This window comes from Delftia sp. NA_296.1 (assembly GCF_052692095.1).
In genome coordinates this window covers 198,284-213,560 of record NZ_JBQZGF010000009.1, presented here as the reverse complement: position 1 = coordinate 213,560, position 15,277 = coordinate 198,284, and the positions used below count along the sequence as shown (strand labels likewise).

The following is a 15,277-nucleotide window of genomic DNA, read 5'->3' as shown; positions in this document are numbered from 1 at the left end:
CAAATCGCGCGACTGTAAAAGGCGGCTGTGACAGCCCGGTGACGGCAGGCCATGCACGACGGCGGCAAGCTGCGATGAAAAAAAAGACGGCTCCCCCGCGGGAGCCGTCTTTGGTTCATTGCGCCGTGAAGCCTGCGCTTTGCTTTTTCTGGTTATGGGCGCCGCATGTCCACGGTGCAGCGGATCAGCGGATCAGCAGCACCGGCACCTGGCTGCCGGCCAGCACCTGGGTGCTGACCGAGCCCATGACCAGGCGGCCCAGCGCGCCATGGCCATGCGTGCCCATGACCAGCAGGTCGAACTTGCCTTCCTCGGCGGCCTTGATGATGGAGTCGGCGACCGGGCCCACCTTGCTCAGGCGCGTGGCCTGCACGCCGTGTTCGGCCAGGTAGCTGCACACGGGGTCCAGCACCTTGGTCGATTCCTCGGCGTAGTACTCGTCCACCACCTCCTTGCCCAGGGCGGCGCGCGCGCGGGCCGGCAGCTGGGGCTGGACGGTGATGGCGCTGTAGCTGTGGGCGGAGCCCAGGATCTCGGGGTGCGAGGTCAGGTAGGCCAGCATCTTCTGGGTGTAGGGGCTGCCATCGACTGCGAGCAGGATGTTCATGAAAGTCCTCCTTTGGTATGGCCCAAGACTAAGCCCAAGCCGGGATGGAGTGCTTGATCCAGGTCAAGCGCGGACCGGCGCATCTGCCTCCTCTGCCGCCCCTGCGGTCATGTGCACCGGCAACTCGATGGTAGAGCGCGGGAAAAAGCCCTCCTGCTCGCCCTTGCGCGCATAGCCCAGCGGGTTGGCCACCACGCGGCAGCGCCAGGCGCTGCCATCGCCGCGCAGGCCCTCGGCCAAATAGTCGCTGGGCGAATGCAGGTGGCCGTGCAGCCACAGATCGGCAAAGGGCAGCAGGTCGTCGAGCACATTGCAAAAGCCGGCCGTGCCCGGCACCAGGCCATAGCGCGGATCGGCGCTGCGCAGGCTGGGAGCGAAGTGCGTGACGGCCACCGTGGGGCCATCGAAGGGCCGTGCCAGCGCCTGGCGCAGCCATTGCTGGCAGACCAGCGACTGCTCGCGCATGGGCTCGGCCAGAAAGGGCTCGCCGCCGCGCGTGCCGCCGGTCTTGTGCAGGTAGAAGTTGGCGGCGCGAAAGGCTTTCTCGCGCAGCTTGAGCAGCCGGGCCAGGTCGGTCACGCCTTCATGCATGGACATGGCGTCGTAGTCGCTCCACAGCGTGGTGCCCACGAAGCGCACGCCGTCCAGCACGGCCGTCTCGCGTTCCAGCCAGACCATGCCCATGCGCTCGCAGGTGGCGCGCAGGCGGGCATGGGCGGCGTCGAAGTCCTGCATGTCGTACTCGTGGTTGCCCGGCACGAAGATCACGGGGCAGGGCCAGCCCGCGTACTGGGGCAGGGGAGAGAAGCGCTCCAGCCCGAAATCCTGGCCCGGCAGCAGGCTGCCGCTCTGGTAGGAGCCTATGTCGCCGGCCAGCACCAGCACGTCGGCATCGGGTGCGGGCTCGGCGATGAAATGCGGATGGGCCTCGAGGTGCAGGTCGGACAGCAGCTGGATCTTCATGCGGTCAAGTGTAGAACCTGCATGGCCGCGCCCCCGCAACAGGCGCTCAGGTGTGCGGGAAGGTCGCCTCGGCCGAGCGCGTGAGCGTGCGCAGCAGCCAGTCGTAGGCCAGCGGATGCTGGCCGCGCCGGCGCCACAGCGCGTCCACGTGCACGGGCTGCACGTCGAAGGGCAGCTCGCGCAGCACCAGCTTGTCGGCCATGCCGGTCACGGGCACGAAGTGGCGCGGCAGGATGGTCAGCAGGTTGGAGTTCATGACCACGCGCCCGGCCGTGAAGAACTGGTTGACGGTGAGCACCACCTGGCGCGTGCGGCCCAGCGAGGCAAGGGCCTCGTCGATGAAACCGAAGGAGCGGCCCGAGAAGCTCACCAGCATGTGGCGCGCCGCGCAGTAGTTGTCCAGCGTCAGCGGCACATCGGCCAGGGGATGGCCCTGGCGCATCACGCACAGGTACTCGCCTTCATACAGGCGCCGGCTGTCGAAGGCGACCAGAGCGCCCGACTGCGCGCGCGCCGTCAGGTCGGCCAGCGCGGCGGGGAAGTAGCCCACGGCCATGTCGGCCTCGCCGGCCTCCAGCAGGCCGCGCGGGTCGCGCGTGGTCAGCGGCAGCACGCGGATGCCCACGCCGGGCGCCTCGCGCTCCAGCAGGCTGAACATGGGCGGGATCAGCGTGGCCGCCGTGGCGTCGGCCATGGCCAGCACAAAGGTGGCGGTGGCGGTGGAAGGATGGAATTCGCCCGGCGTCAGCGTGTCCTGCAGCTGCTGCAGCGCCTCCCGGATCACGGGCCACAGCGCCAGCGCGCGCGGCGTGGGCTCCACGCCCTGGCCCTGGCGCACCAGGAGCTCGTCGCCCAGTGCCTCGCGCAGGCGGCGCAGGGCGTTGCTCACGGCCGGCTGGGTGATGGCCAGCTTGTGGGCCGCCCGCGTCAGGCTGCGCTCTGCCATCACCTCGTCGAAGACGCGCAGCAGGTTCAGATCCAGTGTGCGGAAGTTCAGGGCAGACATGGCGGCGGGCGCTGAGTCATCACTGGCGTGAATGCTACAGATTCAAGATATAAATTTGAAGAGCTCTAGGGTAAACCCTATAGTTACACCTAGTCGCCCGCCACGCCGTCAAAAGCGGCTATTTAACTGGGTTTATCTGCCATGAGCAACTTCATTTACAACTCCTACTGTGTCGAGCACCCTGGTGTGGTGCATGTCTATCAAGCCGCCGATGACCGCAAGAGCGCTGCCAAGCGTTTCTCCGGCAAGCGTGGCGCCAGCGCCCTGCTGCTCGCTGCCCTGGTGGCCGCGCTGATGGTGGTGGTCAACGAGGTCGCCCACAACTGGACCGACGGCCACATGCTGGGCGCCTGGGTGGTGCTGTGGGTCGCCGCCTTCATGGGCTTGGCCCTGTTCTCCGCTCCCGCCCGCCGCGCTGCCATGATGGCCCGCGCCGGCTACCGCGCCTGGACCGAGAGCCGCCAGCAGGCCGCTGCCGACGAGCGCATCTGGAATGCCGCCCTGCAGGACGCCCGTCTGATGGCCGATCTGGCCCGCGCCATGGATCGTCAAGGCAACTGATCTCTGCCTGGGGCGCCTTTCGGCGCTCCTCCAAAAAAGCCGCTGCCCACAAGGCGCGGCTTTTTTGTTGTCTGGGGGGCGTCGTTGAAACGCCACAAAAAAGCCTCGCACTGCGAGGCTTTTTCTATGGGCTGGCGCCAGATCAGGCCGCCAAGCGCTTTTCGAGTTCGGCCTTGGTCACCAGCAGCTCCTGGGGCAGCTTGTGGGCCAGCTTGTCGAAGTGCTCGGTGTGCAGCTGCATTTCCTCGGCCCAGGCGGCCTTGTCGATGCTGGTCACGCTGGCGAACTGGTCGGCGGAGAAGTCCAGGCCGGTCCAGTTGATCTCGGCGTACTGGGGCGCAATGCCGAAGGCGGTCTGCTCGCCCTGTGCCTGGCCTTCGAGGCGGTCGATCATCCACTTCAGCACGCGCATGTTCTCGCCGTAGCCGGGCCAGACGAACTTGCCGTCGGCGTTCTTGCGGAACCAGTTGGTGGTGAAGATCTTGGGCAGGACGGCGCCCTGGCCTTCGATCTTGGCGCCCAGCGTGAGCCAGTGCTGGAAGTAGTCGCTCATGTTGTAGCCCGCAAACGGCAGCATGGCGAAGGGGTCGCGGCGCACCACGCCCTGGGCGCCGAAGGCGGCGGCCGTGGTTTCCGAACCCATGGTGGCGGCCATGTAGACGCCTTCGGTCCAGTTGCGGGCCTCGGTCACCAGCGGCACGGTGGTGGAGCGGCGGCCGCCGAAGATGATGGCGTCGATCTTCACGCCCTTGGGATCGTCCCAGGCTTCGTCCAGCGCGGGGTTGTTGGTCGCGGCCACGGTGAAGCGGGCGTTGGGGTGGGCGGCCTTGGCGCCGGTCTCGCGGGCAATCTGGGGCGTCCAGTCCTTGCCTTGCCAGTCGATCAGGTGATCGGGCTGCTTGCCGGTGTCCTTGTCCATGCCTTCCCACCACACGTCGTTGTCATCGGTCAGCGCGACGTTCGTGAAGATCACGTTCTTGTCGAGGCTGGCCATGCAGTTGGGGTTGGTGTGGTAGTTCGTGCCCGGGGCCACGCCGAAGTAGCCGGCTTCGGGGTTGATGGCGCGCAGCGAGCCGTCAGCCTGGGGCTTGATCCAGGCGATGTCGTCGCCGATGGTGGTGACCTTCCAGCCTTCGAAGACCTTGGGCGGCACCAGCATCGAGAAATTGGTCTTGCCGCAGGCGCTGGGGAAGGCCGCAGCCACGTGGTACTTCTTGCCCTGGGGGTTGGTCACGCCAAGGATGAGCATGTGCTCGGCCAGCCAGCCCTGGTCGCGGCCCATGGTGGAGGCGATGCGCAGCGCAAAGCACTTCTTGCCCAGCAGGGCGTTGCCGCCGTAGCCCGAGCCATAGCTCCAGATTTCGCGCGTCTCGGGGTAGTGGACGATGTACTTGGTCTTGTTGCAGGGCCAGCTGGTCTGGTCCTTCTCGCCTTCGGCCAGGGGCGCGCCCACGGTGTGCACACAGGGAACGAACTCGCCTTCGACGCCGATCACGTCATACACGGCACGGCCCATGCGGGTCATGATCTTCATGTTGACGGCCACATAGGCGCTGTCGGACAGCTCCACGCCCACGTGGGCGATGGGCGAGCCCAGGGGGCCCATGGAGAAAGGCACCACATACATGGTGCGGCCGGCCATGCAGCCGTCGAACAGCGGCTGCAGCGTGGCGCGCATCTCGTTCGGGGCCATCCAGTTGTTGGTCGGGCCCGCATCTTCCTTGTTGGCCGAGCAGATGTAGGTGCGGTCCTCGACGCGCGCCACGTCGGACGGGTCGGACCAGGCCAGGTAGCTGCCGGGGCGCTTGACGGGATCGAGCTTCTTGAAGGTGCCGGCATCGACGAGCTGCTGGCACAGCTGCTCGTACTCTTCCTGGGAGCCGTCGCACCAGTGGATCCGGGCGGGCTTGCACAGTGCGGCCATCTCGGCCACCCAGGCGATCAGTCGGCTGTTCTTGACGTAGGCAGGGGCCTGGATGTTCAGGCCTTGCATGACGGGTGCGTTCATCGCGGAGCTTCCTTCAATTGAAAAAACCAGTTTTTCAAAGGGGACGCGCCTGTTGCCGCGCCAACTTTGAGAAACGGGCTCTTGTTCAGTCGGCGCGCGAAGGAAGCTCTTCTCGGGGCGGCGAGGCGGCGCTGGCGGAAGCTGGCGGCGCACCGGCTGGGGATTCGATTCTAGGGAGCGGTCACGAATTTGTCAGCAAACGAATGGCAAAAACTATGCATTCTGTGCATTGAAATATGCAAGATGATCTGTCTGTTTGCCTATGCAATAGGCAAACAAAAAGCCCCGCAAAGCGGGGCTCGGTGCAGGGGGCGAAGGGGCCGTATCAGGCCATGTTGACGGCGATGAAGGCCAGCAGAAACATCATCACGGCGCCCGCCAGGGGCAGGATGACGGGCATGTAGGGGACGATGGCCTCGGTGGCGTCTTCGGGGGGCGACTGCTCGCCGTGGTTCGCTGCGGGATCATGCGACATGCAAAAGCTCCTGGCTGCCAATGGGGATGCCCCATTCTAGGCAGGCCTGCCCGCCCGCGCCTTCGGGGAAAGCCATGACACAAGGGGCCAGGGGCCTGCTAGGGCTCTAGACGGCGTTGACCTGCATGCCTTCGGCCTGCAGGGCAGCGATGACCTCTTCGATATGGGCCTTGTTGCGGGTCTGCAGCACCAGCTCGATCTCCACGCTCTGCGCGGCCAGCATGGTGAAGGCGCGCTGGTGGTGGACTTCCTCGATATTGGCCCCCGCCGCCGCCACCGTGGCCGTGATGCGCGCCAGCACGCCGGGCACGTCGCGTGCGCTGACCTTGATGCGCGCCAGCCGCCCGGAGCGCACCATGCCGCGCCCGATGATGGCCGCCAGCAGCAGCGGGTCGATGTTGCCGCCCGACAGGATCAGCCCCACCTTCTTGCCCGCGAAGTGCTGCGGATGGCGCAGCAGCGCGGCCAGGCCCGCGGCGCCCGCACCCTCGACCAGGGTCTTCTCGATCTCCAGCAGCATGAGCACGGCCTGCTCGATGTCGCCTTCGTCGACCAGCAGCATGTCGTCCACCAGGCGCGATACGACTTCCTGCGTGATCGCGCCGGGCTGGGTGACGGCAATGCCCTCGGCGATGGTCGAGGTGCCCATGGGCAGCCCGGCCTGGCGCACGGCATTGAACATGGACGGAAAACGCTGGGTCTGCACGCCGATGATCTCGATGCCCGGGTTCAGCCCCTTGGCCGCCGTGGCCACGCCCGCGATCAGGCCGCCGCCGCCGATGGCCACGATGAGCTGGTCCAGGTCGGGCTGCTCGGCCAGCATCTCCAGCGCCAGCGTGCCCTGGCCCGCCGCGATCTGCTCGTCGTCATAGGGGTGGACGAAGCACAGGCCCTGCTGCTCGGCGAGCGTGTAGGCGTGCTGGCGCGCCTCGGCCAGGGAGTCGCCGTGCAGCACGATCTCGGCGCCGAAGCCGCGCGTGCGCTCCACCTTCACGCCCGGCGTGAAGCGCGGCATGACGATGACGGCACGCACGCCCAGGCGCTGCGCGTGGTAGGCCACGCCCTGGGCATGGTTGCCGGCGCTCATGGCGACCACGCCGCGTGCGCGCTCCTCGGGCGAGAGCTGGGCCAGCTTGTTGAGGGCGCCGCGTTCCTTGAACGAGGCCGTGAACTGCAGGTTCTCGAACTTGAGATAGACCTGCGCTCCCGTGATCTGGGACAGCGTGCGCGATTCCACGCAGGGCGTTTCGAGCACGGCGCCGCGCAGGCGGTCGGCGGCGTTCTGGATGTCTTGGAGGCTGAGCATCACGCATTGTGGCGCACGGCGGCCCGGGCGCGCGGCAGGGCACGCCATGGATTCCCCGCAGAAAGCGCCGCACCGGCGCGATCCATAAAATAAGAATCATTCTTGTCTGTGGGGCGCGCACCGCTCCGGCTGGCCATGGCTCTTTCCTCTGTCCAAACACCTGCACGCCCTCCACGCTGGCTGGGGCGGGGCACGCTGCGTGCCTGCGACTTCAGCGGTCCCGACTACCGCATCCTCGACACCGAGGTCACGGCCGAGGACGCGCTGCTGGCCGGGCACCTGCAGTCCTGGCAGGTCCAGCCCGGCCTGTGGCTGCATGGCGTGGAGGCGCGTGACCTGCGCACCATGAGCACGCGTTCGCCGGCCGTGCCGGGGCTGCATCTGGTCGTGCTGCTGGAGGGCTGCGTGGACGTGGCCTTCGGCAGCCAGGGCCTGCAGATGCAGGTGGCGCCCGCCAGCCCGGCCGGCGCCCATGTGCAGGCCTGCGGCGCCGTCATCCATTCGCGGCCCGGCGACATGTTCATGCGGCACTGGCGGCGCGGCAAGTTCGAGCGCAAGCTCAGCATCACCGTGCAGCCGCAATGGTTTGCCGCCCAGGCGCTGCCCATGGTCGCGCCACCGCTGCTGCGGCACTGGATGGAGCAGCAGCTGCTGGCCATACAGCCCTGGCAGCCATCGCCGCGCGCCGTGGCGGTGGCCGAGCAGATCATCCAGCTGGCGCGCGAAGGCTCTGCGCCCCTGCTGCTGGCCAGCCGCACGCTGGAGCTGGTGCACGAGGCCGTGCAGGCGCTCGACGCGCCCGAGCCCGATCCGGCGCAGACCGTGCCGGGCGTGCTGGGCGTGCGCGAACACCGGCGCATGGCGCGCCTCAAGGCCTTGCTGGACAGCGGCGGCGAGGGCTGCCGCCCGCTGGCCGAAATCGCGCGCGAGGTCGGCCTGAGCGCCAGTGCCCTGCAGCGCCAGTTCCGCCTGGCGTACGGATCGAGCATCGACGGGTACCGGCGCGAGCAGCGGCTGGAACGCGCCTGGGCCGCGCTGGAGCAGACGGGCTGCAGCGTCTCCGAGGTCGCGCATGCGGCCGGCTATTCCAGCGCCGCCAATTTCTCCACGGCCTTCAAGCGCCGCTTCGGCATCTCTCCCAAGCTGGTGCGCGCCAGGCTCTGAGGGCCTGATGGGCTTATGGGCTTATGGGCGCGCTGCGCAAACGTCGGCGGGGCTGGCGCAAACCCCGCGGGCGCCGGGCGATGCTGCAATCACCGAACGAAAGGACATTCGTCAATGACACAGCTGCAGGCACGCACTTCGGTGCGCATGGACAAGGCCGAGGAGGCCATCGCCGCCATCGTCGGGCACATGCAGGAGCACGACATCACCGTGCGCCGCGAAGGCGCGCGCTGGGTGGCCGACTACGAAGGCGGCCGGGGCCAGCTGTGGCTGGAGGGCAGGCAGGTCCATGCCGAGGTGGCGGCACCCGGCGTGGAGCTGCTGCAGGACATGAAGCTCATGCTGGCCCACCTGCTGCTGGAGGCCACGGGCGCCGCCGACGGCTCCCTGGCCTGGGAGGGTGACGGCGCCGCGCTGCAGCGCCCGCCGGCCTTCCGCGAGCTGCGGGTGCTGGCCGTGCGCGATCTCACGCCGCACATGCGCCGCGTGCGCTTTGCCTGTGACGACATGGCGCGCTATGCGCAGGACACCAACATCCACGTCAAGCTGCTGTTTCCGCAGCCGGGCGTGACCGAGCCCGAATGGCCCACGTTGTCGGCCAGCGGCCTGCTGCGCCTGCCCGAGGGTGACGGGCGCCTGGACATGCGCACGTACACCATGCGTGCGATGGGAATGGCCCAAGACGGCGCCAACGGATGGATCGACGTGGACTTCGTGCTGCACGAGGATGCAGGCCCCGGGTCGGCCTGGGCCGCGCGCGCCCAGCCGGGCCAGCGCATCGGCATGACCGGCCCCGGCGGGCGCACGGCCACCCCGGCCGACTGGATGCTGCTGGCCGGCGACGACACCGGCCTGCCGGCCATGCTGCGCATTGCGGCCGCCCTGCCGGCGCACACGCGCGGCCATGTGTTTGCCGAAGTCCAGGGTCCGCAGGACGAGCAGCCCGTGCAGGCGCCCGAAGGCCTGCAATGGCACTGGCTGCACCGGGGCGCTGCCGAGGCCGGCACCACCACGCTGCTGATCGACGCGCTGCGCGCCGTGCGCTGGCCGGATGCGTTGGCCGGTCATCCCGCCAGCCGCTTCGTCTGGGCCGCTGGCGAGTTCGACACCGCCCAGGCCGTGCGCCAGTGGGCGCGCGAGGAGCGCGGGCTGGAAAAGCACGAGCAGCTGGTCGTGGCCTATTGGCGGCGCGGCATGAGCGAGTCGGATTTCAAGGCAGCGAAGTAGGCCGCGGAGTAGGCCACGCAGCCACGCAGGAGGCCGGCACCTCAGGTGGCGCTGCGCTCCTGACGCAGCAGGAATTTCTGCAGCTTGCCTGTGGGCGTGCGCGGCAGGCTGGCCGCAAAGACGAATTCACGCGGGATCTTGTAGCGCGCCAGCCTGTCGGCCAGGAATTGCTGCAGTGCCTCGGTATCGGGCGCGGCCTCGCCGCGCGTCACCACGTGGGCGACGACGGTCTCGCCCCATTCGGCGTGGGGCCTGCCCACGACGGCGACATCGGCGACCTGGGGATGGGCCGACAGCGCGTCCTCCACCTCCTTGGAATACACGTTCTCGCCACCCGTGATGACCATGTCCTTGGTCCGGTCCACGATGAAGAGATAGCCCGCGTCGTCCAGGCGCGCAAGATCGCCCGTGCGGTACCAGCCGCCGGGCGCGAAGGCGGCAGCCGTGGCCTGGGCGTCGTGCAGGTAGCCGTCCATCACGCTGCCGGTGCGCAGCCAGATCTCGCCGGTGTCGCCCGGGCCGGCATCCTCGCCGTCGTCGCGCACCACGCGCATGTCCACGCCGGGCAGGGCCACGCGGCCGATGGAGCCGGCCCGCTCCACCTGCTCCTCGGGGTAGAGCGTGGTGCCCGTGGGGCCGGTCTCGGTCATGCCGTAGACCTGGTAGAAGCGGTCGCTGCGGTAGGCCGTGGCCAGCTTGCGCGCCATGTCGGCGCCGATGGGGCCGCCGCCGTAGACCCAGGCGCGCACGCTGCTCAGGTCGTAGCGGGCAAAGTCGGGCAGCATCTGCAGCGGCGCAAAGTAGGAGACCGGCGCGCCGAAGTACAGCGTCACGCCCTCGTCCTGCACGGCCTGCAGGAAATGCTGGGGGTGGTACTCGCGCAGCAGCACCACGGTGCCGCCCATGTACAGCGTGCCGCCAAACCAGTTGTTGAGCGGCGATGAATGCCAGATGGGCATGGCCATCAGAGTGCGTTCCTCGCGCGTGATGGACAGGCCCAGTGCGGCCGTGATCGCCGCCAGCGTGACGGCGCGGTGACTCAGCAGGCAGCCCTTGGGCCGGCCCGTGGTGCCCGAGGTGTAGAGCACCTGGGCGATGTCGCCATCGGCGGGCCGCGTGCCTTCCAGGGGCCTGGCGGCTGCCACCAGCGTGTCCCAGTCCTGGACACCCGGGACGGCCTCTTGCGCCTCGGTCACAAGGCGGGCGCAGGGGTGTGGCGCGGCGGCGACCACGGGCGCGAGTGCGGCATCAAACACCAGGGCCTTGCACTGCGCGTGGTCGAGGATGTACTGCAGCTCGGGCGCCTGCAGCTTGTGGTTGACGGGCACCAGCGCGGCGCCCAGGCGCCAGGCGCCGAACAGGGCTTCGACAAAGCCCGGCGTGTTCAGGCACATCAGGGCCACGGTATCGCCCCGGCCCACGCCCTGGGCCTGGAGCACGGCGGCCGCGCGCTGCGAGCGCCGCTGCATGTCGGCATAGCTGATGGAGGCGCCGCGGTCGCGCAGAAAGGCCTTGGCGGGCGTCTTGCGCACGGCGCTGTCGAAGGCGTCGAGCAGGTTCATGTCTTGTCTCCTTGTGCTTTGTTGTGTGGTGGGCCGGCGGCCGCTTCAGGCGGGCAGCGCGCGCTGCAGGATGGCGGCGATGTCCAGGCCTGCGGGGTCGAAGGCGCCCGCCACCATGGCGCCCTGCTGCGCCCCCAGGCGCGTGGCGATGAAGCCGTCGGCCATGGCGGGCGGCGCATGGCGGCGCAGCAGGCAGGCCTGGGCCAGCAGCACCAGGTCCTGCACCAGGCGGCGTGCCTGGGCCTCGAGCTGGTCAGGCGGGCCGGACAGGCGCCGTGCCAGCGATTGCGCCTGCTGCAGCAGCGCGGGCTCGCCCGCTGCCGTGTCGATCAGGTCCTGCAGCAGCAGCTGTGCGCCGTCGGGCTCGCGCGAGATGGCGCGCAGCACGTCCAGGCACATGACGTTGCCCGAGCCTTCCCAGATCGAGTTCACGGGCGCCTCGCGGAACAGGCGCGCCATCACGCCCGTGTCCACATAGCCGTTGCCGCCCAGCACCTCCATGGCCTCGCCCGTCAGCTCCACGCCGCGCTTGCAGACCCAGAACTTGGCCGCTGGCGTCATGATGCGTTTCCAGGCCCGCTCCAGCGGATCGCCCTCGTCGCCTCCACGCTCATAGGCCTGGGCCAGGCGCATGGCGATCTGCAGCGCGGCCTCGCTTTCCAGCGCCAGGTCTGCCAGCACGGTGCGCATTAGCGGCTGCTCGGCCAGCTGCTTGCCGAAGACGCTGCGTCGGCGCGCATAGGCCAGGGCCTGCACCGTGGCCGAGCGCAGGATGGCGGCGCTGCCCAGTACGCAGTTCAGGCGCGTGTAGGTGGCCATCTCGATGATGGTGGGAATGCCCCGGCCTTCCTCGCCCATCAGGATGCCCCAGGCGTCCTCGAACTCCACCTCGCTGCTGGAGTTGCTGCGGTTGCCCACCTTGTCCTTCAGGCGCTGCACGCGCACGGCATTCCTGCTGCCGTCCGGGCGCCAGCGCGGTACGTAGAAGCAGGCCTGCCCACCGCCTTCCCCCATGCGCGCCACCACCAGGTGGGCATCGCACATGGGTGCCGAGAAGAACCACTTGTGGCCGCGCAGCAGGTACTCGCCGCCACGCCCGCCGGCGTGCACCGGCATGGCCACCGTCGTGTTGGCGCGCACGTCGGAGCCGCCCTGCTTCTCGGTCATGCCCATGCCCAGCCACATCGATGCCTTGTCGGCCACGGGCAGGTCGCGCGGATCGTATTCGTGGCTGAACAGCTTGCCCTGCAGCTGCTGCCACAGCGCCGGTTCCTTTTGCAGCAGCGGGATGGCGGCCGTGGTCATGGTGGCCGGGCACAGCGTGCCCTGTTCGACCTGGCCGTGCAGGTAAAAACCTGCGGCCCAGGCGCTCCAGCGGCCCGCGCTGCTGTCCTCGAAGGGCAGGGAGATCAGCCCCTGCTGCCGGTATAGTCCCAGCAGCGTGTGCCAGCTCGGGTGGAACTCCACGGCGTCGATGATGCGGCCGCGCGCGTCGAAGCGGTGCAGCTCGGGCGTGTGGCGGTTGGCCTGCTCGGCCAGCTCCCAGGTGGCGCGCTCGCCCAGCTGCTGCGCATAGCGCGACAGCGAAGGAATGTGGCGCGCGGCGCCGTTGCGCTGAAGGGCCTCGGCCAGGGCAGGGTCGGCCTCCAGCAGGTTGAAGTCGGTGAGTTCGTCGACCTGGTTCAGGACGTCGTGCGTGTTCCAGGTGTGCCCTGTCTGCAATGTCTGGCCGGTGCTCATGCGTGTCTCCGTGATCGTTGGTCTCAACGCAAAAGTCTAGGAAAAATGCCCAGCAAAGGTGTTCGGGTTTCACGGCAGCAGCCGCAGCCGCCCAAAGTGCGGCGCCGCCCCCTGCAATCGCGCGCGCAGGCCACGTCGCAGGCGCTGCAGGACGCCTTTGTTCGGCTTGTGATCGAGCAGGGCTACGAGCGCACCACGGTGCGCGAGGTGGCCGCCGTGGCCGGCGTGGGCCTGGGCACCTTCTATGAATACTTCGGCAACATGGACACGCTGGCGGCCATGTGCATCCACCGCCAGGTGCAGGCCCTGCACGTCCAGGGGCTGCAGACGCTGCAGGACAGTGCCGGCATGCCGCTGGCCACGCGCGTGGACCGCCTGCTGGACACCCTGGTCGACGGCATTGCGCGCGAGGCGCCGATGTGGGCCGCGCTGTTCATGCTGGAGCGTAAGGTGTCCGCGCCCGAGCCCTTCCGCCGCCACTACCAGGCCTATGTACAGCTGTGGGGCACGGCATTGCAGGACTGCGATCCGCCGCTGCCCGCGCCGGCCCAGCCCCTGGCACGGCTGCTGCACACGCTGACCTATGGCTGGGTGTCGCAATCGCTGCTGGCGCTGGGGCCGCAGCAGACGCTGCAGCAGCTGCGCGCGCCGCTGGGCTGGGCCATCCATGCGCTGCTGCGCGAGGCGCAGGCTCCGTCCGCGTAGCGGACCCCGCAGCGGCCCCCGGCGGCCTCCAGCGGCCTCCAGCGGCGCGGGATCAGACGCGCGGAAAGCGCAGCGTGAAGCGGGCACCGCCCTGCTCGGAGTCGTCGGCCTCCACGCTGCCGCCCTGGGAGACGGTCAGTGCCTTGACGATGGACAGGCCCAGGCCCGAGCCCTCGCGGCGGCGCTTGCCGGGCACCTGGGCAAAGCGCTGGAAGGGGTGGGCGCGCAGCTCGCTGGGCAGGCCGGGACCGGCATCGCTGATGCGCAGCACGGCCCAGGCACGGCCCTCGATATCGGATTCCACCGTCAGCGCCACGCCCAGCCATGCGCCGCTGGCCGCATGGCGGATGGCGTTGCTGACGAGGTTGGAGAGGATCTGGCGCATGCGGTCGGCGTCGGCACGGATGTCGGCCATGCCGATGTCACTGGGCGCGGGCAGGTGCATCTCCAGCTGCATGCCATGCTGCAGGAGCTGGGGGTGCAGGTGGTCCAGCGTCTCGGCCACGAGTTCGGCCAGGTCCAGGCGCTGCTTTTGCAGCGACAGCTGGCCGGCATCGGCCATGGACAGCGTGTGCAGGTCGCCGACCAGCCGGCCCAGGTGCTCGACCTGGAACAGCAGCGTGTTCAGCTCGGTGTCGTCTGCGGCGATGACGCCGTCGCAGATGGCATGCAGGCGCGCCTGCAGCACGGTCAGCGGCGTGCGCAGCTCGTGCGAGATCGAGGCCGCCGTGGCGCGGCGCTCGGCCTCCAGCGTCTCCAGCGAATCGATCATGCGGTTGAAGGCCACCACCATCTCGGCCATCTCGCCATGGGCCTTGCCGGGCAGGGCGCGCGCGCTGAAGTCGCCCAGCTCCACGCGCTTGGCCACCTCGACCATGGACGCCAGGGGCCGCGTCACCAGGCGCGAGACCCAGAAGCCCACAGCCAGCCCGAAGGGCAGGCACACCAGCAGGCCGATGACCAGGGACCATTTCTCGCCGAACAGCAGATCGCCCGTCCAGTACTGGCCGTAGATCTGCATGGCGCGTGGGCTGTCTTCCAGCGACTGGGCGTTGAGTTCGTCCAGCTCGATCTGCACGGCCGGCGGCAGGCTGCTGTAGAAGTCGCGGTACTGGATCTCGGAGAACACCAGCACGCCGATGGCCAGCAGGGCAATGGTGCTGAGCACGGTGGCCGTGATCCACAGGCCGAAGCGCACCCAGATGCGGTTGGGCCTCAGTCCCAGGGCCATAGCCGGTAGCCAATGCCGCGCACGGTCTCGATCAGGCCTTCCTGGCCGGCCAGCTGCAGCTTGCGGCGCAGCTTGGACAGATGGGAGTCGATGACGCGCTCCAGCGCATCGCTCTCGGGCAGGCAGTGCTCGATCAGGTGGGAGCGCGAGAAGCAGCGCCGGGGCTGGGCCGCCAGGCAGGCCAGCAGGCGGAATTCGGTCAGCGTCAGCGGCAGCGGCAGGGCGCGGCCCTCGTTGTCGTAGACCACGGCGCTGTGCGCCTCGGAGTCGATCTCGATGGGGCCCACGCGGATGGGCGCGGGCGCCGGGTTCTTGCGTGCCTGGGTGCGGCGCAGCACGGCGCGCACGCGCGCCACGACCTCGGGCGGATTGAAGGGCTTGACCACGTAGTCGTCGGCGCCCAGGCGCAGGGCCAGCAGCTTGTCCACATCGTCGGCCAGCGCCGTGACCATGATCACGGGCGTCTGGCTGTCATCGCGGATGGCGCGCAGCACGTCGATGCCATCCATGCCGGGAAGGTGGATGTCCAGCAGCACCAGGTCGGGCCGCAGCAGGCGGAACAGCTGCAGAGCCTCCTGGCCGTCCGAGGCCATGCGCGAACGCAGCCCGTCCCGCTCGAGATAGGCCGTCAGGATGCTGGCGATGGCGGGCTCGTCTTCGACGACGAGCACGAGGGGGGTGGTTGCCGTTGGCTGTGCTGTGGAGTTCATGGGAAAGCTGGC

14 protein-coding genes are annotated in these 15,277 nt (G+C 68.9%); 4 read left to right on the top strand and 10 right to left on the bottom strand.

Annotated features, from left to right (window positions below):
- Window positions 1-184 precede the first annotated feature (184 nt).
- From ACUTR7_RS22050 to ACUTR7_RS22040, 3 genes are all read right to left on the bottom strand, one after another.
- On the bottom strand, window positions 185-607 hold the full coding sequence (locus ACUTR7_RS22050) for a universal stress protein (RefSeq protein ID WP_012202049.1): 423 nt from the start codon (window positions 605-607) through the stop codon (window positions 185-187).
- A gap of 63 nt (window positions 608-670) precedes the next feature.
- Window positions 671-1,570, bottom strand: coding sequence for a metallophosphoesterase (locus ACUTR7_RS22045; protein WP_445609832.1), 900 nt, complete (start codon window positions 1,568-1,570; stop codon window positions 671-673).
- 46 nt (window positions 1,571-1,616) lie between these two features.
- Window positions 1,617-2,576, bottom strand: a complete 960-nt coding sequence (locus ACUTR7_RS22040) for a LysR family transcriptional regulator (RefSeq protein ID WP_445609831.1) — start codon at window positions 2,574-2,576, stop codon at window positions 1,617-1,619.
- 141 nt (window positions 2,577-2,717) lie between these two features.
- On the opposite strand from ACUTR7_RS22040, the gene ACUTR7_RS22035 reads away from it, so the two are divergent.
- The gene (locus ACUTR7_RS22035) at window positions 2,718-3,137 is read left to right on the top strand and encodes a hypothetical protein (RefSeq protein WP_047472899.1); all 420 of its coding nucleotides are present in this window, start codon (window positions 2,718-2,720) and stop codon (window positions 3,135-3,137) included.
- 142 nt (window positions 3,138-3,279) lie between these two features.
- Here the strand turns inward: ACUTR7_RS22035 and ACUTR7_RS22030 are convergent, their stop codons facing one another.
- The 3 genes from ACUTR7_RS22030 to ACUTR7_RS22020 form a co-directional block, all read right to left on the bottom strand.
- Complete coding sequence (locus tag ACUTR7_RS22030) at window positions 3,280-5,145, bottom strand: phosphoenolpyruvate carboxykinase (GTP) (RefSeq protein ID WP_088166460.1); 1,866 nt, start codon at window positions 5,143-5,145, stop codon at window positions 3,280-3,282.
- A gap of 325 nt (window positions 5,146-5,470) precedes the next feature.
- Window positions 5,471-5,620, bottom strand: coding sequence for a hypothetical protein (locus ACUTR7_RS22025; RefSeq protein WP_013800017.1), 150 nt, complete (start codon window positions 5,618-5,620; stop codon window positions 5,471-5,473).
- Between the two features lie 106 nt (window positions 5,621-5,726).
- The gene (locus ACUTR7_RS22020) at window positions 5,727-6,926 is read right to left on the bottom strand and encodes a threonine ammonia-lyase (RefSeq protein WP_065344929.1); all 1,200 of its coding nucleotides are present in this window, start codon (window positions 6,924-6,926) and stop codon (window positions 5,727-5,729) included.
- Between the two features lie 135 nt (window positions 6,927-7,061).
- Here ACUTR7_RS22020 and ACUTR7_RS22015 point away from each other — a divergent pair, with 135 nt between their 5' ends.
- The gene (locus ACUTR7_RS22015; RefSeq protein ID WP_445609830.1) at window positions 7,062-8,090 is read left to right on the top strand and encodes a helix-turn-helix transcriptional regulator; all 1,029 of its coding nucleotides are present in this window, start codon (window positions 7,062-7,064) and stop codon (window positions 8,088-8,090) included.
- Between the two features lie 114 nt (window positions 8,091-8,204).
- Window positions 8,205-9,317, top strand: coding sequence for a siderophore-interacting protein (locus ACUTR7_RS22010; protein WP_445609829.1), 1,113 nt, complete (start codon window positions 8,205-8,207; stop codon window positions 9,315-9,317).
- A gap of 41 nt (window positions 9,318-9,358) precedes the next feature.
- Here the strand turns inward: ACUTR7_RS22010 and ACUTR7_RS22005 are convergent, their stop codons facing one another.
- Entirely contained in the window at window positions 9,359-10,879 is a 1,521-nt protein-coding gene (locus tag ACUTR7_RS22005) for a class I adenylate-forming enzyme family protein (RefSeq protein ID WP_445609828.1), read from the bottom strand.
- Window positions 10,880-10,924: 45 nt separating this feature from the next.
- Entirely contained in the window at window positions 10,925-12,619 is a 1,695-nt protein-coding gene (locus ACUTR7_RS22000) for an acyl-CoA dehydrogenase family protein (protein WP_043823339.1), read from the bottom strand.
- Between the two features lie 45 nt (window positions 12,620-12,664).
- Here ACUTR7_RS22000 and ACUTR7_RS21995 point away from each other — a divergent pair, with 45 nt between their 5' ends.
- Window positions 12,665-13,324 (top strand): TetR/AcrR family transcriptional regulator, encoded by a 660-nt coding sequence (locus ACUTR7_RS21995; protein ID WP_445609827.1) that lies wholly within the window; start codon window positions 12,665-12,667, stop codon window positions 13,322-13,324.
- A 52-nt stretch (window positions 13,325-13,376) separates the two neighbouring features.
- On the opposite strand, the gene ACUTR7_RS21990 is transcribed toward ACUTR7_RS21995, so the two are convergent.
- Together ACUTR7_RS21990 and ACUTR7_RS21985 are read right to left on the bottom strand one after the other, a co-directional pair.
- Window positions 13,377-14,555: a sensor histidine kinase gene (locus ACUTR7_RS21990; RefSeq protein ID WP_012202061.1), complete on the bottom strand. Its 1,179-nt coding sequence runs from the start codon at window positions 14,553-14,555 to the stop codon at window positions 13,377-13,379.
- On the bottom strand, window positions 14,540-15,265 hold the full coding sequence (locus ACUTR7_RS21985; RefSeq protein ID WP_013800025.1) for a response regulator: 726 nt from the start codon (window positions 15,263-15,265) through the stop codon (window positions 14,540-14,542). The genes ACUTR7_RS21990 and ACUTR7_RS21985 overlap by 16 nt, the downstream gene beginning before the upstream one ends.
- Window positions 15,266-15,277: the final 12 nt, after the last annotated feature.